The organism is Nocardia sp. 2TAF39 (assembly GCF_052114905.1).
Classification (GTDB): domain Bacteria; phylum Actinomycetota; class Actinomycetes; order Mycobacteriales; family Mycobacteriaceae; genus Nocardia.
Genome location: NZ_JBFRFQ010000015.1, coordinates 178,436 through 202,888, shown reverse-complemented (window position 1 = coordinate 202,888; position 24,453 = coordinate 178,436). Strand labels below are relative to the sequence as shown.

Here is a 24,453-nt window from a genome sequence, read left to right as displayed (position 1 = left end):
GGTAGCGTCAGCGGGCATGGCACGCGTCGCGATCGAGTACTGCACCCAATGCCGCTGGTTGCTGCGCGCGAGCTGGATGGCGCAGGAGTTGCTGAGCACTTTCGCCACCGAGCTGGGCGAGGTCGCGCTCATTCCTGGTTCGGGCGGCGTCTTCCGGATCACGGTCGACGGCGAGCAGATCTGGGAGCGTAAGGCCGACGGCGGGTTCCCCGATATCGCGGTGCTCAAACAGCGGGTGCGCGACCGGGTCGCACCGGAACGCGACCTCGGCCACACCGACCGGCGCGACTGAGACCCGGACCGGCCGAAGCGGAGTCAGCCGCAGCAGCCGCCACCGCAGCAGCCGCCGCCCGCCGGCCGCGGTGCGGGGCTCGGCGCAGGCATGCTGCCACCGCCCCTGGTGACCGTGGCGAAGGTGGTCAGCAGTTTGACCGTGTCGTCGTGCCCGCTCGGACAGGTTGCGGGCGCCGACGACTCCGCCATCGGACGGTTCATCTCGAAGGTGTCGCCGCAGCTGCGGCACCGATAGCTGTAACTCGGCATTCCCCCAGTGTAGGGCGGCGCCGCAGAGCTGTTCGGATCGGCCTGCGGTATCAACCGGTCGTCGACCAGGTCCTGGTTCGTCGAGCTTGTCTCCGCTCGCGAGCGCAGTCCCGCCGCCCCCATGGAGTTCGAGTGATCGTTCTCGATACCAACGTCATCTCCGAACCGCTGCGCAAGGCACCCGATTCCCAGGTGGTCGGCTGGATCGACGCCCAGCCCTTGCGCACCCTGTACCTTTCGGCGATCACCGTGGCCGAGCTGCGGTTCGGTATTGCCGCCATGCCCACGGGTAGACGGCGAGATACGTTGCGCGACAGGCTCGAAATCCGCGTGCTGCCGTTGTTCGCGGGGCGCGTTCTCGCCTTCGACACGACCGTGTCCGCCGCCTTCGCCGAACTCATGGCCACCGCCCGCGCTGCCGAGGCCGCGATCGGCACCTCCGACGGCTACATCGCGGCGACGGCGGGCGCCGCGAACATGGCCGTGGCAACCCGCGACACCGCACCGTTCCGGGCTGCCGGAGTGCCCGTCATCGACCCGTGGGCCTGAAACCGCGTGCAGCGTACTGGACATCGAGTACCTACCCGGCCCAAGACGCAGAATAGCCCCGAGGCCCGACTCGGGTTCCAGGAGTCGGGGTTTCGGTAGAAATGACGGTGGAACAGCCCGCCCGGCCGAATGTCAGCACCTTACGAGCTATCGGAAGGATTCCGCCGATACCTCGCTACCGTGACCGATTCGACACGATGGCCTCAGCACTGGCCTGAACAGCGGATGAATGTGATCCGACGCAGCAATGTCTCGGCATCGAAACGTTGTCGTCCTGATCTTCGACGTACTCTCGAGAGAGAAGTATGAGGAGGTCTGAGATGAGCGCTCAGTTCTTCGAGACGGCGCCCGGTCCCGATGACCTTGCCGAGCCGATCGTCCGCACGTCGTACGGTGATGTGCGCGGCATGCGCCAAGGATCGGTTCGCGTCTGGCGCAGTATTCCCTACGCGGCCGCCCCGACCGGAACCGCCCGATTCGCGCCGCCGCAGCCGCCACCGCCCTGGGCGGGAGTGCGCGACTGCACCACCTTCGGCCAGATCGCACCACAGACGATGGGCAACATGGTGCCGGTCGACTCGCACCTGAAGATCGGCGAGGACTGTCTCTGGTTGAATGTCTGGTCGCCGCAGCAGGCTGTCGGCGGCCCGGTGCGCAGCGTGGATGCCGGCGAGTCTCGGCCGGTCATGGTCTGGCTGCACGGCGGTGCGTACTGCCTCGGCACCGCCGCGCAGGACATCTACGACGGGCGGAAGCTGGCCGCGACCGGTGACGTCGTGGTGGTCGGGGTGAACTACCGGCTCGGCGCGCTCGGCTTCCTCGACCTGTCCTCGCTCGGCGACGACTTCGTGCCCAACCTCGGCCTGCACGACCAGATCGCCGCGCTGGAGTGGGTGCGCGACAACATCGCCGCGTTCGGCGGCGACCCCGGCAATGTCACGTTGTTCGGCGAATCGTCCGGCGCCGGCTGCGTCACCGCGCTGCTGACCTCGCCGCGCGCCGCCGGCCTGTTCCACAAGGCGATCGCGCAGAGCCCGCCGGCGACCACGGTGTTCGGGCAGGAGCGGGCGGCGACGGTGGCGCGGCGCTTCCTGGAGCTGATGAAGCTGCCCGCGTCCCGTGCCAAGGAGCTGCTGGAATGCCCTATCGATCGGATCGTCGCGGCGGCGGGCGTGCTGCTCGACGAGATCCCGCTGAAGGAGCCGGGCAGGCTGGCCGCCGCGCCGGTGGTCGACGGCGACCTGCTGCCGACCTACCCGATCGACCGGTTCCAGCACGGGCGCTCGCACCAGGTGCCGCTGATCATCGGCACCAATAAGGACGAGGCGTCACTGTTCCGGGTGTTCCGCTCGCCGATCATGCCGGTGACCCCGGACGCGGTGAACGCGATGCTTCGTGACGTCGCGGCCAACCACCCGGAGATGCCGCCGGAGCGGATCGCCGAAATCACGTCGGCCTACCCGGATCTCACCAAGACCCGCGGCGCGATGGCCATGTCCACCGACGCTGCCTTCCGGATGCCCGCGCATTGGGTGGCCGACGCGCATGCCCAGCACTCACCGACCTGGATGTACCGCTTCGACTATGCGACGCCGATGTTGCGGGCGGCTCGGGTCGGAGCGGGGCACGCCACCGAATTGCCTTATGTCTTCGGCAATTTCGGTACCTTCAACCATGACCCGACCTTCTGGCTCGGCGGACGCAAGGTGGCCATGGAAGTGTCCGGTCGCATGATGCGCCGCTGGCTCGCCTTCGCGGCACATGGTGTTCCGGCCGCGCTCGACGGTTCCAAACACTGGCCCCCCTACCGTCTGGCCGCCCGAACCACCCTGGTCATCGACACCGCCGACCGAGTGGTAGACGACCCCGACCGCGAATTGCACAGCGCCTGGGGCGAACAGGCGGTGGGGTTCAGTTAGCACGCTGCCGCGATGTCGTTCGTTCTGTCCGCAGTGGGCTGCGTGTCGACCCGGAATCATGGCTCGAGGTATATCTGCACGCAGCCAAGTATCGCGGCGGTGACCAGCACCGCCGCACCCTGGCGAGCCCGGTGGAATCAGCCCGGGTAGACGTAATGGCGGGGCCCGGAGTTGCCTGTCTTGCTGGAGCCGGCATATGGCATGTCGAGTGGGGCCGTGTTGAGCTTGTGTGGGTTGCCGTCGGGGTCTGCTTGCCAGCAATCCTGCTGAACGCCATGGAAGCTGGTGCACACAATACGGGTGCTCGTGCCGAACGGTGAGGTCAACCGGTTCCGGTCGGAAAGTGGATTCCAGTAGTCGGGGTCGCTCGGGACGGCGAAATTGTTGGTCTCGTAAACCGCGAACGCGCCGCCGCCGTCCGTGGGCCAGTCGTCGGCGGCGGCGGTACCCGCACCGATCAGAAGCGCGGCGCAGGCCACCGTGGTGAGCGCGGCAATCCGCGCGAGACGTTCGGTGTTGATGTTCATCCCCATCCTTGTCCTCTGCGGAACTGCAACCAAAAGCCGTATTACCGTAGCTCAGAGCATCATTCGCCGTTCATAACCCAGCTCTGGCAACTCGATACCGTGAAAGGCGATCGGCTAAACGTCCGTCGAGAAGCGGATGCCTCCGTCGGGGATTTCGACGCCGGGCCAGACTCGCGCGCCGCGCAGCAGCTCGCAGCGTGCGCCGATGTTCGCGCCGTCGCCGATGATGCCGTCGCGGACGAGCGCGCGCGGCCCGATGCGCGCGCCGAAGCCGATGATGGTGCGTTCGACCGTGGCACCCGCTTCGATCACAGCGCCGTCGAAGACGACCGCGCCGTCCAGTCGCGCGCCCGCGCCGATCTCGGCGCCGCGACCGACGACCGTGCCGCCGATGAGCAACGCCCCCGGCGCGACGCCCGCACCAGGATGGACCAGCGATTCGCCGCGCTGACCAGGCAGGGCGGGCGAGGGTGCGATACCGCGCACCAGGTCCGCGGAGCCACGGACGAAGTCCTCGGGGGTGCCCATGTCCCGCCAATACGAGGCGTCGACATGGCCCTGGACGCGGGCGCCCTCGGCGAGCAGCGACGGGAACACCTCGCGCTCCACCGAGACCGGACGCCCGGCCGGGATCTTCTCGATGTACTCGCGACGGAAGACGTAGCAGCCGGCGTTGATCTGGTCGGTCGGCGGGTCCTGGGTCTTCTCCAGAAACGCGGTGACCCGCCCGTTCTCGTCGGTCGGTACACAGCCGAACGCGCGCGGATCGCTCACCCGGACCAGGTGCAGCGTCACGTCGGCGTTGGTGGACTCGTGCGTGTCCAGCACCGCGCCGAGGTCCGTGCCGCCGAGCACGTCACCGTTGAACACCATCACGTTGTCCGCCCGCAGCTTGGAGAGTACGTTCCGGATGCCGCCGCCGGTGCCGAGCGGCTCGGTCTCGGTGACGTACTCGAGCTCCAGCCCGAGATCGGCCCCGTCGCCGAAGTGCTCCTCGAACACCTCCGCCTTGAACGAGGTGCCCAGCACCACATGCGTGATCCCGGCCTCCGCGATGCGGGCGAGCAGATGGGTCAGGAACGGCAGTCCGGCCGTCGGCAGCATCGGCTTGGGTGCCGAAAGGGTCAGCGGACGCAGCCGCGTCCCCTGGCCGCCGACCAGGATCACGGCGTCGGTGCCTGCATTGCCTGCCATCAAGCTTCCCCTGTTCACAGTGGGTCCTTATCCGCTCATGCGCCGGTTACCCGGCGCTCTGCGCCTGTTGGCGCAGGGCAGATCGAACCGCAATCCGTGAGCGCACCGCAAGTCCGGCCCGCAACGCCAACCGCAACGGCGCCTGCCACCAGTGTGGATGCCGGTCGGCCTGGAAACGGTAGGCGCTGGCGTGGTGCGCGGGCAGCATCACCTCGGGATGGCGGCCCGCGGCGTGGCCCTTGGCATGGGTGACCTCGGCGTCCGGCACGAACACGTTGTGCCACCCCGCCTTGCCCATGCGGTCGCCGAAGTCGACGTCTTCCATGTACATGAAGTAGCGCGAGTCGAAGCCGTCGATCGAGTCGAAGGCCGCGCGCCGCACCAGCAGGCACGACCCGGACAACCAGCCGACGGCCCGCTCGGAGATCTCCTCGTTCTCCTGCCGGTACCGGCGGCTCCACGGATTGGACTTCCACACCGCGCCGAGGATCGCGTGCCCCGCGCCGTCGAGCAGCCCGGGCACCCGGCGCGCGGAGGGGTACACGCTGCCGTCCGGCTCCCGCACCATCGGCCCGAGCGCGCCCGCTCGCGGCCAGCGCTTGGCAGCGGCGAGCAACTTGTCGATGGAATCGGTGCTCCAGCGGATGTCCGGATTGGCGATCACGACGAACTCGATGTCGGGATCGATCTCCCCGACCGCCCGATTGATCGCACCGCCGTAGCCGATGTTGCCTCCGGTGCGCAGCAGCCGGACGTGCGAATTGGCCTCGGCGACCAGCTCCGGCACGCCGTCCACCGACCCGTTGTCGGCGAGGATCACCTGTGGTTTCTCGGTGGTGGCCACGGCCAGGGTGGTGATGAAGTGCTCTAGGTGCTCACCCGGTGAATAGGTCACCGTGACGACGGCCACGCCCGCGGGGGTGACGGAATCAGAAGCTGCTGTGTCTTCGGTTCGCTCGCTGCGCTCACTCACAGTTGCCAACCCTAGTCGGACACTCGCACCAGCGCGTCCTCCAGTGCCGTCCGCCAATCGCGCAGCGGGGTCAGCCCGGCCTCGTTCCAGGAGCGAGGCGACAGCACCGAATATGCCGGGCGCCGTGCGGGTCTCGGATGTGCGGACGAGTCACACGGGCGGACGCGCCCTGGGTCGGCGCCGGCCCCGGCGAACACCGCGCGCGCGAGTTCGAACCAACTGGCCTGCCCGGCATTGGTGGCGTGCAGCACGCGTGGCGTATCCGGTCGCTCTGCCAGTTCCAGCAGGGCCGCGGCTAAGTCGGCGGCGTAGGTGGGCGAGCCGAATTGGTCGTCGACCACGTCGACGGTGTCACGTTCCTGTTCGAGACGCAGCATCGTCGCGACGAAATCGCCGCCGCGCCCGGCATATACCCACGCAGTGCGCACCACGTGCGCGTCAGGGCATCGCGCGAGCAACGCCCGTTCGCCCGCAAGCTTGGACTTGCCGTAGACGGTTGCGGGCCCGGTCGGATCGGTGGTGTCGTACGGCCGATCGTGGGTTCCTGGGAAGACGTAGTCGGTGGACAGATGGATCAGGCGGGCGCCGAGGTCGGCGCAGGCGGCGGCGAGCACGGCGGGACCGGTCTCGTTCCCCGCGTACGCCGCCTCGATTTCGGTTTCGGCGCGGTCGACGGCGGTGTAGGCGGCGCAGTTCAGCACCACGTCACCTGGCGCGAGCACCGCGCGCACCGCGGACGGATCGGTGATGTCCAGTTCGGCGCGTCCATAGCCGCGGGCAGCCGGAGCGAGACGCAGCAGTTCCCGGCCTACCTGGCCGCGCGCGCCGGTGACGACGAGGTGTGCGGATGCGGCGAAGTCGGGCGCGGTAGGGGCGGTCACGGGCGCAAGTCTGGCACGCCGTCATACCGGTGGTTGAGGTCCTTCCCAGTAACCGTTCGTTAGCCTTGGAGTATCGGGGGCTTCCCGGACCGGGCGGGGCGGGGCGGGAACCGGGGCGACGGGGCAAGTGCGCAAGCGACGCGAGGACACCAACTTTCGGCGAGGAGGATGCAGAGTTGTCGCAGCGGAGGGGAACATCGATCCCGTCGCGATCGACCGGAGCAGGCGCGCAATCGGTCGGGCCACTGCGTCTCGCCGTCGCGGTCGCCTCGGTGCTTGTGCTCGTGCTCACCGGTTTCGCCTGGCGCAGCGTCGACTCGCTGATCGCCGATATCGAGCGCATCGGCGACCTCGGTCTCGGCGGTGGCCGCGACGGCGCGGTGGATATCCTGCTCGTCGGCGTGGACAGTCGCGCCGACGCGCACGGCAACCCGCTGTCGGACGGAGAGCGCGCCATGCTGCACGCGGGCGACGAGGTCGGCACCAACACCGACACCATCGTGCTGCTGCGCGTGCCGAACGACGGCCGCTCCGCGACCGCCATCTCCCTTCCGCGCGACTCCTACGTCGACATTCCCGGTATCGGCATGGGCAAGATCAACTCGGCCTACGGCGTGACCAAGGCGACGCAGCAGGCGAAGCTGCTCGACCAGGGCGTCTCGGCAGCCGACGCGGAGCAGCAGTCCACGAAGGCGGGCAGACAGGCGCTGATCAAGACCGTGGCCAACCTGACCGGCATCACCGTCGACCACTACGCCGAGGTGAGTCTGCTCGGCTTCGTGCTGCTCACCGATGCCGTCGGCGGCGTCGAGGTGTGCCTGAACCGGCCGGTCGACGAGTGGATGTCCGGCGCCGACTTCCCCGCGGGCCGCCAGCGCCTGGACGGGCCGCAGGCGCTGAGCTTCGTGCGCCAGCGACACGATCTGATGCGCGGCGACCTCGATCGCATCGTGCGCCAGCAGGTGTTCATGGCGCAGCTCGTGCGGCAGGTGCTCAGCGCGAAGACGCTGCGGAATCCGGGCAGGCTGAAGCAGCTCAGCGACGCGGTGGGGCGGACGGTCGTGCTGGACGACGCCTGGGACGTGGTCGCGTTCCTGCAGCAGTTGGAGGATCTGTCCGGCGGGCAGGTGAAGTTCGAGACCATTCCCGTCAAGGATCTCAACGGTGAGACCAGCAGTGGCGAGTCGGTGGTGAAGGTGGATCCCAAGGCGGTCAAGACCTACATCGCCGCGCTGGTAGCCGACGGTGAATCCGCGCAGAACTCCGATCTCGGGGTCGACCCGGCAACGGTGACCGTCAGCGTCTACAACGCCGGCGGCGTCGTCGGACTCGCGGCTCAGGTGGCGCAGGCGTTGAACGCCAAGGGTTTTCGCGAAGGCGCGGTGACCAACTACACCGGCCGAAGCGTCACGAGCAGCCGGGTGCTCGCCGCCACCACCTCGGACCCGAAGGCCGAGGCGGTAGCGAAGGCGCTGGGCGGGCTGTCGGTCGTCGCCGATTCGGCACTGTCGGCGGGTTCTGTGAGCGTCGTGCTGGCGAACGACTATTCTGGTCCCGGCTCGGCGGCCAGCAGTGTGTCCGACTTCTCCGGAACGTCGACCTCCGCTACACCCGTGCCGCCCGCCCCACCGATCGACGCAGGCCAGAACGGACCGAAATGCGTGAACTGAACCATGCGTGACATCGACCAGGCCCACACCCTCACCGAAGCGGTACTCGATCCGATCCTCGCCCGCGAACCCGCGGGCCCGCGCGTCACCTACTACGACGACGCTACCGGCGCGCGGATCGAGCTGTCCGGTCTGACGCTGGCGAACTGGGCGGCCAAGACCGCCAACCTGATTCGCGACGAGTTCGGCCTGAGCCCCGGCGCCCGGATCGCCGTGCTGCTGCCCGCGCACTGGCAGACCGCCGCGGTGCTGCTCGGCTGCTGGTGGGCGGGCACCGAGGTGGTGCTGCGCCCGGACGAGGACGCCGACCTGGCCCTGGTGACCCCCGACCGCCTGGACGACGCCGACGGCGTCGGCGAGGTCGCCGCGCTGTCGCTCGACGCGATGGGCGCCCCGGTGCGCGACTTACCCGTCGGGATCACCGATTTCGCCACCGCGGTGCGTGTTCACGGCGACCAGTTCCTGCCCCGCGGGGCCGGTGTCGCGCTGGACGGTATGCCGGTCGCGGAGGTACTCGCCGAGGCGAGGAAATCGGCCATGCGGCAAGGCTTCTCCGAGGGCGACCGGGTCCTGTCGAGCACGCCGTGGGAGACCCCGGCGGAGCTGATCGACGGGTACGTCGCGGTGCTCGCCGCGGGCGCCTCGCTGGTGCAGGTGGTCAATCCCGATCCGGAGCTACGTGACCGGCGGATCGCGTCGGAACGCGTCACCGCGCAGCGCGGGTGAGCAGGACCCGGCATCGTGGACGAACGCTTCCCGGCTCCTACCGCGGTATAGGCCGGAGTCCGACCAGGGGACGTTCCACAAGTCGGCCGGATTCCGTACGGTGGAGCCGATCGCACAACGACGGGGGTTGAGGACATATGAAGCCGCAGTATTGGTTCCGCTGGTTGTCGGTGCAGGGAGTGCCGCGTCTCGTCCTGCGCGCGCAAGCCCGCCGCGGTGACCCGTTCGCCGAGCTGGTAGGCGGGCCAAGTGGCTGCGCCGACCCGTACCCGCTGATCGAGCGGCTGCGCGGCCAGGGCAAGTTCATCCGCACTCCGATCTCGTGGGCGACGTTCGACCACGAGCTGTGTCGTGCGATCCTGCGCGACAACAGATTCGGCGTGCGCACCACCGAGAGCTTCAATATCCCCACGCCGATGCAGAAGCTCGCCGAGCGCTTCCCGCTGCCGCCGAACCCGGTCGAGCCGCCATCGATGCTGGTGATCGATCCGCCGCAGCACACCCTGATGCGCAAGCCGGTCGCCTCGGCGTTCACGCCGCGCGCTATCCGAAGGCTGCGCGACCGGGTCGAGTCCGTCACGGCGGAATTGCTGAACGCGTTGCCCTCGGGCGGATCGGCCGACCTGATCGAGTCGTTCGCCGCGCAGGTGCCGATCGCGATCATCTCCGAGATGCTCGGCTTTCCCGACGAGGACAGGGCGATGTTCCTCGACTGGGGCGATCGGATGACGCCGCTGCTGGACCTCGGCATCTCGTGGCGGGTGCACCGCAAGGCGCTGCGGTCCATGGAGGTGATGAACGACTACCTCGGCCAGCATATCGAGCGATTGCGCCGCGAGCCGGGCGAAGACATCCTCAGCAGCCTGGTCATCGCGGGCGAGCTGGACGACAACGCGCTGAAGGCCTCCGCGAGCCTGCTCATGGGCGCGGGTTTCGAGACGACGGTGAACCTCATCGGCAACGGCGTCGTGCAGCTGCTCGCCCATCCCGATCAGCTGGAGCGGCTGCGCACCGAGCCGGAGTTGTGGCCGAACGCCGTCGAGGAGATCCTGCGCATCGACTCGCCGGTGCAGACGACGGCACGGACCGCGTTGACCGACGTGGAGATCGAGGGCGTGCGGGTACGCAAGGGCAACACGGTAGTGCTGTCGCTGGCGGGCGCCAACCGCGACGCCGCGGTCTTCGCCGACCCCGAGCGGTTCGACGTCGGGCGCGAGAACGCCAAGGATCACCTCTCGTTCAGCAGCGGCGTGCATGTCTGCCTCGGTGCCAGCCTGGCCAGGATGGAAGGTGTCTACGCGCTACAGGCCCTGTTCGACCGGTTCCCCGACCTCCGGCTGGACGGCGCGCCGCAACGCCGCAAGCTGTTCACGCTGCACGGCTACGAGCGGATGCCGGTTCGGCTCGGACGCCGGGCTACGGCGCCGGAACCGACCGCGGTCTGACCGGATCGCCCGATCAGCCAGTGGACGCGCTCTTCCAGACGTAGCGGGTCTTCGGGCGACCCGCCCTCCCGTAGTCCGAGCGCCGGACGACCAGGCCGTCGTCGGCCAGTTTCTCCAGGTAGCGCCACGCGGTGATGCGAGAAACCCCGATCGAGGTCGCGGTGTCGGCGGCCGTCATTCCTTCGGTCTCGGCGGCGCGCACGGCGCGGGAGATCTCGTCCAGCGTCTGGGGCGCGACGCCCTTCGGGGTGGCGGCGCGCTGGTCGGAGGTGCGCAGCGCGCTGAGCGCCCGGTCGATGTCGTGCTGGGAGATGGCGGACTCGCCGGCGGGGAGAGCGGTGCGGAATTCCCGGTAGCGGTCCAGCTTGTCGCGGAACGCGGCGAAGGTGAACGGCTTCAGCAGATACAGCACGACGCCGTGCGACACGGCGGTGCGCACCAGGGCGAGGTCGCGCGCGGAGGTGATGGCGATGACGTCCGGGCGCGGCGCGAGGCCGGTCAGGGCGGCGGCGACATCGAGGCCGCTCGCGTCCGGCAGGCCGATGTCCATGAGCACCAAATCGATCGGCGCGCCCTCGGCGGCGGCATCGGCCGCGGCGCGCATCGCCTCGCGTCCGGTATGGGCGACGCCGACGGGGGTGAACCCGGCGATGCGCTCCACGTAGGCGCGGTGTGCCTCGGCGATGAGCGGCTCGTCCTCGACGATCAGCACTCGGATCATCGTGCGGTGTCCTTTCTCGCATGAGCGGGGCCCTGCGTGGTCACGCTTCGCTGCCGCCTCTGGGCCTGACCGCTCATGCGGTGTCCTTTCGTGGAATCGTCACGGTCACCGCGCTTTCGGGATCCCGTTCGGTGCGAATGGTTCCCCCGTAGCGGGCCACCAGACGGTGAACCAGTGCGAGACCGAGCCCGTGATGATCGGCTTTGGTCGAATAGCCGCGCTGGGAGGCGCGCGCAAACTTTTCCGCCGACATGCCGGGACCGCTGTCGGCCACCCGGACGAAGAGCACCGAATTGCGATCCGCCGCGTCGGCGTCGGCGTCCTGATATCGCATGGTGACCTCCACCCATCCGGACGCAGTGGCCGCCGCGGCGTCGATCGCGTTGTCGATGAGATTGCCGACCAGCGTGACGGTTTCGTGCGGGGACAACGGGTCCACCGAGTCGAGTGCGGTGTCCTCGGTGATGGTCAGCTCGATGCCTCGCTCGGTCGCCTGGTTCACCTTGCCGAGCAGCAGTGCGGCGAGCGCGGGCGCGCCCACCGCGGCGAGCAGCCGGTCGATCAGCGCCTGAGACAGTTCGAGTTCCGAGGTGGCGAACTCCACGGCTTCGCGGTGGCGGCCCAGCTCGACCATCGTGACGACGGTGTGCAGCCGGTTGGCGGACTCGTGCGCCTGCGCCTGCAGCGACTGCGCGAAACTGCGCACGGTATCGAGTTCGCCCATCACCGCGCGCAATTCGGTGTGGTCGCGGATCGTCATCACGGTGCCGATCGGCCGGTCCTCCCACGTCACGATGTCCTGGTTGACCAGCAGGATCCGATCGGAGGTCACGTGCATCTCGTCCCGCACGACACCCCAGCTCATCCGCTGCAGCGAGAGCGGAAGGTCGCTGCGCCGGATCTTGCCGGAGGGTAGGTCGAGCAGCCTGCGTGCCTCGTCGTTGACCACCTCGGCGTGCTCGCCGGACGGCCCGAACACCACAAGACCCTCGTGGATGGAATGCAGCACGGCGTCGTGGTGCTCGTACATCACGCGCAGTTCGTCGGGCGCGAGGCCGTGGGTCTGCCGCCGCAGTCGACGACTCAGCAGGAACGAGCCGGCCCCCGACACCACAAGACCCGCGCTCGCCACGCCGAGGATCAGCGGCACCTGGGTAGCGACCTGGTCGCCGATCTTCGCGCGGGTCACTCCGGCGGAAACCAGACCGACGACGCGCCCGTCGTCGTAGATCGGAGTGACCGCACGGATGGAAGGGCCGAGGGTGCCCGAGTAGGTCTCGGTGAATGTCTCGCCCGCCAGCGCGCGATCGATGTTGCCGCTGAAAGGCAGTCCGATGTTCGCGGGGTTGGTGTGTGTGTAGCGGGTCCGATCCGGCGCCATGACCACGATGAAGTCCATGCCGGTCTCGCGCCGGATGTCCTCGGTGACCGGCTGCAGCAGCGCTGTCGGATCGGCGGTGTGGAGTGCGGAGACGGTGGACGGCGCGTCCGCGACGGTCACTGCGACGTCGATGACCTCACGGGTGGTGGTGACGTCGCTGTCGTGCCTGGCGTCCAAGACCGCGAGTACCGCGCCGATGGCGATCATCATCGCGAGCACGACCAGCTGGAGGGCGAATGCCTGACCGGCTAGGGACAGCCGACCGCGTCTCACAAGCTCTTCCTTCGCTGAACGTAATGCACCAAACAGTGACCCGGATCACCCCGGCCAGTCATCATTCTGCCTGGGGTGCATGAGACACCTCACTTCGGTACCACTCGCAGGAGAACCCAGCGCGATGAGCGATTCGACTACTACGCGGCACGACCGCACCCATTGGCTATATCTGGCCGTCATCGTGGCGGTGGTCGGGGGCATCCTCGTCGGCTGGCTGGCGCCCGAGGTCGGGCAGTCGTTCGCCCCGCTGGGGACCATCTTCGTCAACCTGATCAAGATGATGATCGCACCCGTCATCTTCTGCACCATCGTGCTCGGTATCGGCTCGGTGCGCGCGGCCGCCACCGTCGGCAAGGTCGGCGGCCTGGCCATCGGATACTTCCTGGTCATGTCGACCATCGCCCTCGGTATCGGCATCGTGGTCGGCAATCTGCTGCAGCCGGGTACCGGCCTGAACGTCACCAAGTCGGTCAAAGCCGGTCACGATCTAGCCAACACCGCGCATAGCGCGGGCGGTACCTGGGACTTCATCCAGGGCATCGTCCCGACCACGCTGTTGTCCTCGCTCACCGCGGGCAACGTACTGCAGGCGCTGTTCGTCGCGCTGCTGGTCGGTTTCGCGGTGCAGGCCATGGGCAAGACGGGTGAGCCGGTCCTGCGCGCGGTGGCGATCATTCAGAAGCTCGTTTTCCGGATCCTGGCGATGATCCTGTGGCTGGCGCCGATCGGCGCGTTCGGCGCGATCGCGAACGTGGTCGGCAAGACCGGGCTCGATGCGGTGGTGAAGCTGGCCACGCTGATGGCCGCGTTCTACCTGACCTGCCTGGTGTTCGTCTTCGGTGTGCTCGGCGTGCTGCTGTGGGCGGTGTCGCGGGTGTCCATCCTCAAGCTGGTCCGCTACCTGGCGCGGGAGTACCTGCTGATCGTCGCGACCTCGTCGTCGGAGTCCGCGCTGCCGCGCCTGATCGCGAAGATGGACCACCTGGGGGTGGAGCGCACCACGGTGGGGGTGGTCGTGCCGACCGGGTATTCGTTCAACCTGGACGGCACCGCCATCTACCTGACCATGGCGTCGATCTTCATCGCCGACGCGATGGGCAAACCGCTCGCTCTCGGCGAGCAGGTCGGACTGCTGCTGTTCATGATCATCGCGTCCAAGGGCGCGGCGGGTGTCACGGGCGCCGGTCTCGCGACGCTGGCCGGCGGGTTGCAGAGTCACCGGCCCGAACTGCTCGACGGTATCGGTCTGATCGTCGGCATCGACCGTTTCATGTCCGAGGCACGCGCGCTGACAAACTTCTCCGGGAACGCGGTCGCCACGGTGCTGATCGGCACCTGGACCAAGACCATCAACGTCGACCGGGTGAAGGACGTGCTCGATCGCAAGCTGCCCTTCGACGAGCGGACCATGGTCGACGACGACCACGGGACGCCGCCGCCGCGGCAACCCGAAACCAAGGACCTGGTTACGGCTTAGCCGCACGGTGAACGACGAAGGGCCCGCAGGATCTGCGGGCCCTTCGTCGCGTTTCCGGGTCAGTTTGCCCACTTCTCCGGGTGGAGGTAGTGCTGGGTGATGCCGGAGGCGTGACCGTGTCCGAAACCGTGCTCGGTCTTCAGCCACTCGACGAGCTCCTTGTGCGAGGTCAGCCCGGTGTCGCGCATGGCGGCCTTCCACTCCTCGATGGTGCGGCCGTACTTGGCCTCGATAGAGGGGAAGTAGGACGCGGGGCCGTGGGGCTTGGTCGCCATGGTCGATCTCCTTGCTCGTCGTGCGTTCGGTGGTGGTGACGGGGCGGCCTCGCGTAATTCATCGCCGGGGGAGCGGGTGTGCTCCAATTCACCGGGGCATTCGAACTTTCTGGGGCTGGCCCCATTCGAAGCGATGCCTGGACAGTATGCCGAGGTGGCGCGCCGGGCGGCCGGCCTCAGGCGCCCGCACCGACCGCGTCGGGCCTCGACTCGGTGCGATTCCGCAGACTCTGCTCGCGGATGAGCAGCACACCGGTCAGCGCGACGAAAACGGCGGTCAGGCCGTGGACTCCGAACGCGGTGGCGGTGGAGCCGCTCCAGCTCAGCACGGTCAGCATGTCGCCGATCGGGACGAGCGCGATGACCAGTGTCGCGATGCCGAGTGCGTAGCGTTGCCGCGCGCCGAGCAATGCCAGGATCAGCACGCCGGACACGGTGTCGCGCACGCCCTTCAGGTTCATGAATGCGGCCGCGTCGCCGTCCGGCCAGGCGGGGAGGCCGAATCCGGGGGCGATGGTGTCGGGGGTGAACAGGTAGCTGATCCCGATGTAGAGGATGAACGCGGCACCGATCAGGGACAGGACGGTGGCGATGCGGGAGAGGGTCATGGCGGCGCTCCTGGTTCGATTATCGCTGCGCTGAAATTTAGCAACGCTAGATTCAAGGGCAACGTTAACTGAGCCGCGATAGCTTGTCTAGCGATGCTAGAATTTTGCTATGAGCACCCAGACACGCAAGGAACGGGAGCGGGCCGACCGCCAGCAGCGCATCATCGACACCGCACGCGATCTCGCCGAAAAACAGGGATGGGAGGCGGTGACCGTGCGCCGTCTCGCCGAGCGGATCGAGTACAGCCAGCCCGTGCTGTACAGCCACTTCGCCGGTAAGTCGGCGATCGTCGCGGCCGTCGCGGAACAGGGATTCGCCGACCTCAGCGCCGTCCTGCGGCAGGCACACGCCGCGGCGGCCGACGTGGTCGACGCGCTGGCCCGCGTAGCGCGGGCCTACCAGGATTTCGCCGCGGCCAACCCGGCGCTCTACGACGCGATGTTCCTGATGAGCACCGACCTCACGTTCGGGTTGGCGGCGCCGCAGCCACTGCGCGACGGTTTCGGCGAACTGGAAGCCATGTTCCGGCCCTTCGTCGGCGAACCCGACCTGGGCGCCCGCACCGAGGTCGCCTGGAGCGCCCTGCACGGCCTGGCCACCCTCGAACGCGGCCGACGTCTTCGCCCCGAACTTCGCGACCAACGCCTCACGCTCTTGGTAGCCGAATGGCTCGCCGCCGTCGGCGCGCCGCTCACCTGACCGGATCCGGCGGCGTCGGCTCGCCCGTCGAGGTGGTCGTCGGCCGGTAGCGTGGAAGCATGGCTGATGTGGTGGTGGTCGGCTCCGGGCCGAACGGGCTGGCCGCCGCGGTAATCCTTGCCAGCGCCGGCCTTGCGGTGGAGGTGTACGAAGCCGAGGCGACGGCCGGGGGCGGATCGCGCACAGCCGAGCTGACCCTGCCCGGATACCGGCACGACGTGTGCGCCGGCGCGCATCCGATGGCGTTGGCGTCGCCGTTCTTTCGCGCGTTCGACCTCGAGGCACACGGTGTCGAGCTACTCGCGCCGGAGGTGTCCTACGCGCATCCGCTCGACGGCGGTGTGGCCGGACTGGCCTGGCGGGATCTGGCGCGGACCGTCGATGGTTTGGGCCGGGACGGCGCGGCCTGGCGTTCCCTGTTCGCGCCGCTGGTACGGCACTGGCCGGACGTCGTCGATTTCGCCATGTCGGACCTGCGCAGGATGCCGCCGGGACCCGGGACCGCGTTCCGGTTCGGGCTACGAACCCTGGAGCAAGGCACGCCGTTGTGGGACATCAGGTTTCGTGATCAAGCCGCGCCCGCCCTGCTCACCGGCATCGCCACGCACGCGATCATCCCGCCGCGCGCCATCACCGCGGCGGGCGCCGGACTGCTGCTCGGCACCCTGGCCCACGCCGGAGGCTGGGTAATTCCGCGCGGCGGTAGCCAGGCGATCCCCGATGCTCTGATCGCCGAACTCGAACGCCTCGGCGGACGGATATACACCGGGCACCGGGTCGACTCGCTGGACGAGTTCTCCGACGCCCGCGCGATCATGCTCGACTTGGCCCCCGCCGAACTGCTGCGCATCGCAGGGGACCGGCTGCCCGCGCGATATGCCGAGCGGCTGCGGCGTTTCCGCTACGGTGGTGCCGCGTGCAAGATCGACTTCGCGCTGTCCGGGCCGGTGCCGTGGCAGGCCGATGGCTGCGAACTGGCCGGAACGGTGCACGTCATCGGCACTCGCGCCGAGGCCATGGCGGCTGAACACGCCGTCGCCGCAGGACAACACGCCGAACGGCCCTATGTGCTGTCCATCCAACCCGGCGTGGTCGATTCGACCCGGGCGCCCGCGGGCGGCCACACGTTCTATACCTACGCGCACGTGCCGAACGGCTCCACCCGCGACGTAAGCGACGCCGTGATCGCCCAGGTAGACCGTTTCGCACCGGGTTTCCGCGACCTGATCGCGGCCACGAATGTCCGCACCGCGGCCGAGATGCCCGCGCACAACGCCAACTACGTCGGCGGCGATATTTCCGCGGGCGCGATGACCCTGCGCCAGTTCGCTTTCCGCCCCGCCGTGCGCTGGAGCCCTTACACCACACCCATTCCCGGCGTCTACCTGTGCTCGTCGGCGACCCCGCCTGGTCCGGGCGTGCACGGTATGAACGGCCTGCACGCTGCTCGCCACGCCCTGCGTGGGCGCTTCGCGATCCACACCGACCCCTTGGACCTTCTCCGCACTCGCACCCCGCAGCTTCGCTGATTCCTTCGCACGCCAGTTCGTCCCACCATGCTTGCGCCGTGTCAGGTACCGGCGGTGTGCGAAGAGCTACCCCTTGGCGAGTTCGGTGCGGTAGAGGTCGGGTTCGAGGTAGATGACGCGGGCGGCGGGGACGGCGGCGCGCACGCGGGATTCGGCGTCGTCGATCGCGGTGGCGATGGCGGCGACATCGAGGCCGGGAACCACGCCGATCTTCGCGGCTACCAGCAGCTCCTCTGGGCCGAGGTACTGGGTCTTGAGGTGGATCAACCGGTCGATGCGGGTGCCGTCGACCAGATTCTCGCGGATCTGCCGGTCCTCGTCGGGGGTCGCGCCCTCGCCGATCAGCAGGCTCTGCATTTCCACGATGAGCACGATCGCGATCACACCGAGCAGCCCGCCGATGGCCAGGGTGCCGACGCCGTCCCAGACCGCATCGTCGGTGAGCATGGTCAGGCCGACGCCCGCGAACGCGAACAGCAGACCGACCAGCGCGCCGGTGTCCTCCAGCAGCACCACCGGAAGTTCGGGGCTGCGCGAATTGCGGATGAACCGCCACCAGCTCGCATCACCTTTGAGCGGCTTCGATTCCCGCATCGCGGTCATGAAGCTGTAGGACTCCAGCCCGATCGCGATCACCAAGATGACGATCGCCACCAGCGGCGAACTCAGTTCCTCCGGATGCTGGATCTTGTGGATGCCCTCGTAGATCGCGTATCCGGAGCCGAGCGTGAACAGCACCAGCGCCACGATGAACGAATAGAAGTAGCGATTGCGCGCGTACCCGAACGGGTGCAGCGCGTCGGCCGCACGCTCGGCGCGGCGCTGACCGAGCAGCAGGAGTGCCTGGTTGCCGGTGTCGGCCACGGAGTGCACCGCCTCGGCGAGCATCGACCCGGAGCCCGTGATCGCCGCACCGACGAACTTCGCCACGGCGATGCCCGCGTTCGCCGACAACGCCGCGATAATCGCCTTCTTGCCACCACCAGCCGACATGGAAGCATGTCCTCTCTGTTTTCGACCTATCCGCGAACAGACTAATGGGCGCAGTCGGGCGTAGGCCGTCGTCAGGCCGCGCATGGCCGGAGCGAATGCGGAGGTACGCCTGATGGGCGCAGTCGGGCGTAGGCCGTCGTCAGGCCGCGCATGGCCGGAGCGAATGCGAAGGTACGCCTGATGGGCGCAGTCGGGCGTAGGCCGTCGTCAGGCCGCGCATGGCCGGAGCGAATGCGAAGGTACGCCTAGGGCAGCCGGACCGGACAATTCGGATCGGTCAATGTGTTCCGCCCACGCACGCGCAGAACAGCTGGGCATCGCCGTTCATCGCCTGGGCGCGGATATCGGTGTCGGCCGCGGAGATCCACGCGGCGGCGCCACGCTCGAGCTCGAGCAGGGAGCCGTTCTGGAACAGTCGTACCGCCCCCGCCGTGCACAGCACGATGCCCGGCCCCGCCGCGGTCAGCGGCACCTGCGCGGAGCCTGCGACGAGATCGAAGCGCCGCAGCACGAACTCCGGGGCGGGCGTCCGGTAGCGCACCGACCCGTCGCCTGCCGGTTCCGGCAGCACGACGGGCAGGTCGATCGGCTCGAAGTCCAGCACTCGTAATAGTTCCGGCACGTCCACGTGCTTGGGCGTGAGACCGCCGCGCAGTACGTTGTCGGAGTTGGCCATGATCTCCACGCCGAGCCCGCGTAGGTAGGCGTGCAGGTTCCCGGCTGCGAGGAACAGGCCCTGGCCCGGTTCCAATGTCAACCGGTTCAGCAGCAGTGCAGCGAGCACGCCCGCGTCGCCGGGGTAGGCCTCGGCGAGTTCGAGCGTGGTGCGGGCCTCGGGGACGAATTCACGCTTGCCCTTGCCCGACAGATAGCGCACGCAGCCGTCCAGCACAGCGGGCAGTAGTGTGGCGAGCACCTGGTGCGGCAGCGTGATCCAGGTCGTGAACAGGGTGCGCAGACCCGCCGAATCCGGTTGGGCGGCAAGCAGTTCGGCGTAGGGGTCGAGCCCGTCCACGCGCAGCGCACGCAACAGCTCGACCGTACGGTGTGGGTCGCGGAATCCGGCGAGCGCCTCGAACCGGTCCAGCGCGACGATCAGTTCGGGCTTGTGGTTCTCGTCACGGTAGTTGCGCATCGGCGAGTCCAGCGGCACCCGAGCCCGGTTCTCCCGTTCGAATCCGGCCTCGGCCTGCGCCGTGCTGGGGTGCGCCTGTAGCGACAGCGGCTCCTCGGCGGCAAGGACCTTCAACAGGAACGGCAGCTTTCCACCGAACTCCGGTGCGGCGGCGCCCAATTCTCGATCCGGGTCGGCTGCGACGAGCTCGAGCAGCGAGACGGTGTGGTCACCGACCCGCACCTGCGCGGGGTCGGCGGGATGGGCGCCGAACCAGAGTTCGGCCTCCGGGTGCGCGGAAGGAACCGGCCGTCCGCACAGCTGAGCGAGCGCGGTGCGCGATCCCCAGGCATACGAGCGCAGCGCACCGACGAGTTCGTGCACTAGTAGCTTCCCCCGTACTGCCCCTGGCTGTCGGCCGCGGCGGGGCGAGATCCGATCAGCCCTAGGTACGCGGCGGCCATCTCCAGTCGTAGCGCGAGCACGGCGAGCTGTTCGAGTTCGGTGCCGTGTCCGGATGCGGACTCCTCGGCCTGGGTCTGCACGGGCACGGCGGGGTCGGTCAGGTCGGTGCGCAGCAGGTCGACATCGGCATTGACCAGATCGGCGTCCACCGGGCTCGACGCGGCGCCGCCGAACACCGCGATCCGACGGCGCGCGGCCGCCTGATCGCGATCGGTGCTGAGCATGAACACCCGGATGCGCTCCACCGGCGCGGGCCCGTCGAGCTCCTCGTCATGGAACAGCGGATCGAAGTCGGGCGTGGATCCGCCTGCCGCTTCGGCTATTCGGCCCTTCGCCGCGACGGCCTCGGCGAGATCCACCGCCGCGCACACCCGGCCCGCGGACTGCAGTAGCACCTCGGCGCCATGCTCGGCGAGTTCGGCCGCGGCCGGCGAGTCGCCCGCGAGCACGATGCCGCGTTGTTGCATTCGTGCGGCCAGCGTCTTGGCCGGGTTGTGGAAGACCTCGTTCTGCGGGCCGTCGCGCAGCGCCTCCGCGTCGAGCACGTCGGCCAGCTCTGTGAGCTCGGGGACGGCAGCGCCGGACCGGAGGGGGTCGACCGCACGCAGTACCGCGATTCCGGCGGCCAGGAAGCGCAGCAGACGGTTGTGATCGAGCACCTGCACCCTCGGTTCCAGCAGCGCGGCCCGACCGGCCGCGGCGGCGCGCAGCGGGCCCTCGTGCGGCGCGGCGACGACCACCTCGGCACCGCGGCGCCGCGCCCGGTCGACGGCGTCGATGAGGCGCGGATCGCCCGCGTCGTCCCCGGAGACGAGCACTACGTCCAGCGGTCCGACCCACGGTGGCAAGGCGGCCGCGGGCACGACGGGTAGGCCTGCTCGATCGCCCAGAGCGGCGACCAGCAGGCTCGCGGCACGCGCCGCGCGTCCGGAACCGGCAACCAACACCACGCTGCGCGGTCTCAGGTCGGCAAGGCGGGCCAGCGCATCCTCACCCACGGCCGCCGCGGTGGCGCGCACCTGGGCGCCGCCCGAGGCGGCCGAGCGCAGGGCGCCGCCGGTATCGGCCGCCTCGAGCGAAGCGGCATCGTCGAGGTCGAGCACCGGTGTTCCAGCGATCATCGGGCGTCCCACCTCCCCTCATCGCGCTGTGTCGTTTCCGCCCCCGCACCCACCCGGTTCAGCTGCCACACCGAGACCGAGTCGGGCGAATCCAAGGCCTGTGATTCCACTATTCCAGTCAGGAGCGGACGATGCTCAGGATCTCGGTTACGAGTGCGTCTACTTCCTCCGCCGATCGGGCCTCGACGTTGAGCCGGAGCAACGGTTCGGTATTCGACGCGCGCAGATTGAACCAGGCGTCGTCGGCCAGCTGCACGGTCACCCCGTCCAGCCGGTCCACCGAGTGCGCCCGGTCCGCGAAAGCCTCCATTACGGCCATCGTCCGCTTCTTCGCATCGGCCACTGTGGAATTGATCTCTCCGGAGGCCGCATACGTTGCATACGACGACATCAGCTCCGACACGGGCCGGTCTTTCTCGCCGAGCGCGGCAAGTACGTGCAGGGCCGCGAGCATGCCGGAGTCCGCGCCCCAGAAGTCGCGGAAGTAGTAGTGCGCGGAGTGCTCGCCGCCGAACACGGCTCCGGTGGCGGCCATTTGCTGCTTGACGAACGAATGACCGACCCTGGTGCGCACCGGCGTTCCGCCCAGCTCATGTACCAGTTCCGGCACCGCCCGTGAGGTGATCAGGTTGTGGATGACCACCGCGCCCGGCTCCTTGGCCAGCTCGCGTTCGGCGACCAGGGCGGTGATCGACGACGGCGACACCGGGTCGCCGTTCTCGTCCACCACGAAGCAGCGGTCGGCGTCGCCGTCGAAGGCGAGGCCGATGTCCGCGCCGGACGTGCGGACCAACTTCTGCAAGTCCACCAGGTTCGCCGGATCCAGCGGGTTGGCCTCGTGGTTCGGGAAGCTGCCGTCCAGCTCGAAGTACAGCGGCACGACGGTCACCTGCGGCAGCGTGCCGAGCACCTGGGGCACGGTGTGGCCGCCCATGCCATTGCCCGCGTCCACCGCGATGGTGAGAGGGCGGATGTCGCCGAGATCGACGAGGCCGCGCAAGAAGTTCGCGTAGTCGGCCAGCAGCTCGAGTTCGGTCGCGGCGCCGGGCGCTCCTTCGTAGCCGGGCACGCCCTCGATCAGCTCGTCTTTGATGGTGGCGAGGCCGGTGTCCTGCCCGACCGGGAGGGCCTTGGCCCGGCACAGCTTGATGCCGTTGTAGCGGGCCGGATTGTGGCTGGCGGTGAACATGGCCCCGGGGCAGTCCAGGTGGCCGGAGGCGAAATACAGCTGGTCGGTCGATGCGAGGCCGATGTGCACGACGTCCAGCCCTTGGCCGCGCACGCCGTCGGCGAAGGCGGTGGACAGCTCTGGTGAGGAGTCCCGCATGTCGTGTCCGATGACGACTCGGGTCGCGCCCTCCGCGCGCATCAACCGGGCGAACGATGCCCCGACATCCCCGACGAATTCCGCATCGATCTGTTCACCGACCACGCCGCGAACGTCGTAAGCCTTGATCACCGCGTTCACGAATTCGGCAGAGCGGGCGACTGTCATGCCCAACACCCTAGTGGTTGCGCCCGGTCGGTCCGACACCGTCCTGGTCCGGGTCAGGACGGCGGATCGGGGAGCACGCGCAGATGGCCGCGGCGACCGGTGCGACCGGTGCGCGGCGGCGGGGGAGCATAGTCGTGGTAGCCGCGCTGGTCGTGTTCCTGCGGGCGGCGGCGCAGTCCGGCCTCGCGGACCGCTTCGGCGAGCGCGGTCAGATCGTCGTCGTCCGGAGTGCTCGAGGAGAATCCGCCTTCGTGCCGAACCAGCTCCCAACCCTTCGGGGCGGTGATCCGTGAGCCGTGTGTTTCGCAGAGGTCCCAGGAGTGCGGTTCGGCGACCGTCGCGAGTGGTCCGACGACCGCCGTCGAATCCGAGTACACATAGGTGAGCGTCGCGACGGCCGGGTTCTTGCAGCCTGGTCGGCAGCAACGACGCATGGGGATCACGCCGACGAGAGTAACCCTCCTGGCGCGTCGATGGGGGCAGACACGCTTGAACGAATCTCGGTCTGCTCTCAGCAGAATGCGAGCAGCACGGCGTCCCGCAAGAGGCGCCCGTGGCGCGTCCGACGGTGTGTTCCGCGGTGGAGTTCCCCGGGTATCGAGCCTAAGTACCCGTGGTATCGGTTTCGCTCGCCCCGCAATGGCATTCGAGGGGTGGGGCCGTCTGGATGGGTGCGGATCACTCGGCTTCCGGATCGATCACGTCCGGGTCGACGCCGAGGTAGGTCGCGACCTGCTGGACCAGGACCTCGCGCAGCAGGTCGACCAGGTCATCGGGATCGCTGGCCCGCAGTTCGAGCGGCTTGCGGAACAGCACAACCCGCGCCCGGGTCGCCGCGCCGTGCCGGTCGACACCGGCCGGGATGAGCCGGGACAGCGGGACCGGACCGTCGGCGACGACCTCGTCCGGCCAGGTAACCGAATCGGGATGCAGCGGACGGATTTTCGGAACGTCGTCGACGGCGATGTCGAGCTTGGTGAGCCGGTCGTGCCAGCGGGTGTCCAACGGGGCGAACGCCTCCAGCACCAGCCGGTCGAACTTCTGGCCGCGGGTCCGCCAGGCCGGCACCGTGGGTGGCAGCATCGGCCCGCGCACTCCGCGGCCGCGGCGGATCACCGACCGGGCGGTCGGCGGTCGACGCTTACGGGAACGTGCCATGGCACAAAATCTAGGCCAGTCGATTCCGGCCGCGCTCATCGAGGCGGCGTGATGGTCTTGTCGTGTCGGTGAGTGTCGTGTCGGTGCTGTCGCGAACCGATGATCGGGCGCGGGATCGGCTGTCCTCGCGTGTTCCCGGAGTCGCCCTGATGGAGGTGGGCAACTCCGGGCCTCGCGTACGTCTCAGCTGATGCCGCGCTTGAGGCGGCGGCGCTCCCGCTCGGAGAGCCCGCCCCAGATGCCGAAGCGCTCATCGTGCGCGAGTGCGTACTCCAGGCACTCGTCACGTACTTCGCAGCCCATGCAGATCCGTTTCGCCTCACGGGTCGAGCCGCCCTTCTCGGGGAAGAACGCCTCCGGATCGGTCTGCGCGCACAGGGCACGCTCCTGCCACTGCTCTTCGATGGATTCGAACATCTCGTCGAAGCCGGTCACGACCAGGCTGAGCCGGGGTGCCGAGACTCCGTCACCCCCCTCTTCGTCCTTCCAGCCGTTGTCTGTGCAGACGCCACGTGCTGCGCCTGCTGTGGAATCGGTCGGCGAGACCATCTCGTTGGCCATCGCTCCGCCTCCTCACTGTGTGTTAGCGCAGAATGATTCGTTCCGTCGGACCAACACGCACGCCGACGGCCATACCCCGCGACGTTGTCCCGCGGACGTCCCCGAGCCTGTCATTCGCTCGAACATCTGTTCGAAAAGCCGCTCGCGCCTTG

25 protein-coding genes are annotated in these 24,453 nt (G+C 68.7%); 9 read left to right on the top strand and 16 right to left on the bottom strand.

Annotated features, from left to right (window positions below):
• Positions 1 to 16 precede the first annotated feature (16 nt).
• Positions 17 to 292, top strand: coding sequence for a SelT/SelW/SelH family protein (locus AB4Z47_RS12540; RefSeq protein ID WP_441950463.1), 276 nt, complete (start codon positions 17 to 19; stop codon positions 290 to 292).
• A 23-nt stretch (positions 293 to 315) separates the two neighbouring features.
• Here AB4Z47_RS12540 and AB4Z47_RS12535 read toward each other — a convergent pair whose 3' ends face one another.
• Complete coding sequence (locus tag AB4Z47_RS12535; protein ID WP_441950461.1) at positions 316 to 543, bottom strand: FmdB family zinc ribbon protein; 228 nt, start codon at positions 541 to 543, stop codon at positions 316 to 318.
• Between the two features lie 132 nt (positions 544 to 675).
• On the opposite strand from AB4Z47_RS12535, the gene AB4Z47_RS12530 reads away from it, so the two are divergent.
• Complete coding sequence (locus tag AB4Z47_RS12530; RefSeq protein ID WP_441950460.1) at positions 676 to 1,092, top strand: PIN domain-containing protein; 417 nt, start codon at positions 676 to 678, stop codon at positions 1,090 to 1,092.
• A gap of 320 nt (positions 1,093 to 1,412) precedes the next feature.
• A complete protein-coding gene (locus AB4Z47_RS12525) occupies positions 1,413 to 3,011 on the top strand; it encodes a carboxylesterase/lipase family protein (RefSeq protein ID WP_441950459.1) in 1,599 nt (532 codons plus the stop codon).
• Positions 3,012 to 3,148: 137 nt separating this feature from the next.
• On the opposite strand, the gene AB4Z47_RS12520 is transcribed toward AB4Z47_RS12525, so the two are convergent.
• From AB4Z47_RS12520 to rfbD, 4 genes are all read right to left on the bottom strand, one after another.
• On the bottom strand, positions 3,149 to 3,538 hold the full coding sequence (locus AB4Z47_RS12520; protein WP_441950457.1) for a hypothetical protein: 390 nt from the start codon (positions 3,536 to 3,538) through the stop codon (positions 3,149 to 3,151).
• A gap of 114 nt (positions 3,539 to 3,652) precedes the next feature.
• Positions 3,653 to 4,732, bottom strand: a complete 1,080-nt coding sequence (locus AB4Z47_RS12515) for a sugar phosphate nucleotidyltransferase (protein ID WP_441950456.1) — start codon at positions 4,730 to 4,732, stop codon at positions 3,653 to 3,655.
• A 46-nt stretch (positions 4,733 to 4,778) separates the two neighbouring features.
• Complete coding sequence (locus AB4Z47_RS12510; protein WP_441950561.1) at positions 4,779 to 5,642, bottom strand: glycosyltransferase family 2 protein; 864 nt, start codon at positions 5,640 to 5,642, stop codon at positions 4,779 to 4,781.
• Between the two features lie 74 nt (positions 5,643 to 5,716).
• Positions 5,717 to 6,586, bottom strand: a complete 870-nt coding sequence (rfbD, locus tag AB4Z47_RS12505; protein ID WP_441950454.1) for a dTDP-4-dehydrorhamnose reductase — start codon at positions 6,584 to 6,586, stop codon at positions 5,717 to 5,719.
• A gap of 245 nt (positions 6,587 to 6,831) precedes the next feature.
• On the opposite strand from rfbD, the gene AB4Z47_RS12500 reads away from it, so the two are divergent.
• From AB4Z47_RS12500 to AB4Z47_RS12490, 3 genes are all read left to right on the top strand, one after another.
• Positions 6,832 to 8,256 (top strand): LCP family protein, encoded by a 1,425-nt coding sequence (locus AB4Z47_RS12500; RefSeq protein WP_441950560.1) that lies wholly within the window; start codon positions 6,832 to 6,834, stop codon positions 8,254 to 8,256.
• 3 nt (positions 8,257 to 8,259) lie between these two features.
• On the top strand, positions 8,260 to 8,982 hold the full coding sequence (locus AB4Z47_RS12495) for a TIGR03089 family protein (RefSeq protein WP_441950452.1): 723 nt from the start codon (positions 8,260 to 8,262) through the stop codon (positions 8,980 to 8,982).
• 137 nt (positions 8,983 to 9,119) lie between these two features.
• The gene (locus AB4Z47_RS12490; RefSeq protein WP_441950450.1) at positions 9,120 to 10,427 is read left to right on the top strand and encodes a cytochrome P450; all 1,308 of its coding nucleotides are present in this window, start codon (positions 9,120 to 9,122) and stop codon (positions 10,425 to 10,427) included.
• Between the two features lie 13 nt (positions 10,428 to 10,440).
• Here AB4Z47_RS12490 and AB4Z47_RS12485 read toward each other — a convergent pair whose 3' ends face one another.
• Together AB4Z47_RS12485 and AB4Z47_RS12480 are read right to left on the bottom strand one after the other, a co-directional pair.
• Complete coding sequence (locus AB4Z47_RS12485) at positions 10,441 to 11,148, bottom strand: response regulator (protein WP_441950448.1); 708 nt, start codon at positions 11,146 to 11,148, stop codon at positions 10,441 to 10,443.
• A 73-nt stretch (positions 11,149 to 11,221) separates the two neighbouring features.
• Positions 11,222 to 12,802, bottom strand: coding sequence for an ATP-binding protein (locus tag AB4Z47_RS12480; RefSeq protein WP_441950447.1), 1,581 nt, complete (start codon positions 12,800 to 12,802; stop codon positions 11,222 to 11,224).
• 124 nt (positions 12,803 to 12,926) lie between these two features.
• Between AB4Z47_RS12480 and AB4Z47_RS12475 the strand changes: the two genes are divergently transcribed.
• Positions 12,927 to 14,282: a cation:dicarboxylate symporter family transporter gene (locus AB4Z47_RS12475; RefSeq protein ID WP_441950445.1), complete on the top strand. Its 1,356-nt coding sequence runs from the start codon at positions 12,927 to 12,929 to the stop codon at positions 14,280 to 14,282.
• A gap of 59 nt (positions 14,283 to 14,341) precedes the next feature.
• Here AB4Z47_RS12475 and AB4Z47_RS12470 read toward each other — a convergent pair whose 3' ends face one another.
• Both AB4Z47_RS12470 and AB4Z47_RS12465 read right to left on the bottom strand, forming a co-directional pair.
• On the bottom strand, positions 14,342 to 14,557 hold the full coding sequence (locus AB4Z47_RS12470) for a DUF4287 domain-containing protein (protein ID WP_441950443.1): 216 nt from the start codon (positions 14,555 to 14,557) through the stop codon (positions 14,342 to 14,344).
• A gap of 176 nt (positions 14,558 to 14,733) precedes the next feature.
• Positions 14,734 to 15,165, bottom strand: a complete 432-nt coding sequence (locus tag AB4Z47_RS12465) for a DUF4267 domain-containing protein (RefSeq protein WP_441950442.1) — start codon at positions 15,163 to 15,165, stop codon at positions 14,734 to 14,736.
• 109 nt (positions 15,166 to 15,274) lie between these two features.
• Between AB4Z47_RS12465 and AB4Z47_RS12460 the strand changes: the two genes are divergently transcribed.
• Positions 15,275 to 15,865: a TetR/AcrR family transcriptional regulator gene (locus AB4Z47_RS12460; RefSeq protein ID WP_441950441.1), complete on the top strand. Its 591-nt coding sequence runs from the start codon at positions 15,275 to 15,277 to the stop codon at positions 15,863 to 15,865.
• Between the two features lie 59 nt (positions 15,866 to 15,924).
• The gene (locus AB4Z47_RS12455) at positions 15,925 to 17,394 is read left to right on the top strand and encodes a phytoene desaturase family protein (RefSeq protein ID WP_441950439.1); all 1,470 of its coding nucleotides are present in this window, start codon (positions 15,925 to 15,927) and stop codon (positions 17,392 to 17,394) included.
• A gap of 66 nt (positions 17,395 to 17,460) precedes the next feature.
• Here AB4Z47_RS12455 and AB4Z47_RS12450 read toward each other — a convergent pair whose 3' ends face one another.
• From AB4Z47_RS12450 to AB4Z47_RS12420, 7 genes are all read right to left on the bottom strand, one after another.
• Complete coding sequence (locus AB4Z47_RS12450; protein WP_441950437.1) at positions 17,461 to 18,387, bottom strand: cation diffusion facilitator family transporter; 927 nt, start codon at positions 18,385 to 18,387, stop codon at positions 17,461 to 17,463.
• A gap of 277 nt (positions 18,388 to 18,664) precedes the next feature.
• On the bottom strand, positions 18,665 to 19,885 hold the full coding sequence (gene manA / locus AB4Z47_RS12445; RefSeq protein WP_441950435.1) for a mannose-6-phosphate isomerase, class I: 1,221 nt from the start codon (positions 19,883 to 19,885) through the stop codon (positions 18,665 to 18,667).
• Positions 19,885 to 21,087: a tobH protein gene (locus AB4Z47_RS12440; RefSeq protein WP_441950433.1), complete on the bottom strand. Its 1,203-nt coding sequence runs from the start codon at positions 21,085 to 21,087 to the stop codon at positions 19,885 to 19,887. Before AB4Z47_RS12440 ends, manA begins: the two co-directional genes overlap by 1 nt.
• 118 nt (positions 21,088 to 21,205) lie before the next feature.
• On the bottom strand, positions 21,206 to 22,582 hold the full coding sequence (locus tag AB4Z47_RS12435; RefSeq protein WP_441950432.1) for a phosphomannomutase/phosphoglucomutase: 1,377 nt from the start codon (positions 22,580 to 22,582) through the stop codon (positions 21,206 to 21,208).
• Between the two features lie 53 nt (positions 22,583 to 22,635).
• Positions 22,636 to 23,016 (bottom strand): DUF3499 domain-containing protein, encoded by a 381-nt coding sequence (locus AB4Z47_RS12430; RefSeq protein WP_441950558.1) that lies wholly within the window; start codon positions 23,014 to 23,016, stop codon positions 22,636 to 22,638.
• Positions 23,017 to 23,260: 244 nt separating this feature from the next.
• The gene (locus tag AB4Z47_RS12425; protein WP_167477524.1) at positions 23,261 to 23,740 is read right to left on the bottom strand and encodes a metallopeptidase family protein; all 480 of its coding nucleotides are present in this window, start codon (positions 23,738 to 23,740) and stop codon (positions 23,261 to 23,263) included.
• 183 nt (positions 23,741 to 23,923) lie between these two features.
• Positions 23,924 to 24,157 carry a WhiB family transcriptional regulator gene (locus AB4Z47_RS12420; RefSeq protein ID WP_041561325.1) on the bottom strand — a complete coding sequence of 78 codons (234 nt, stop codon included), beginning with the start codon at positions 24,155 to 24,157 and terminating at the stop codon, positions 23,924 to 23,926.
• Positions 24,158 to 24,453: the final 296 nt, after the last annotated feature.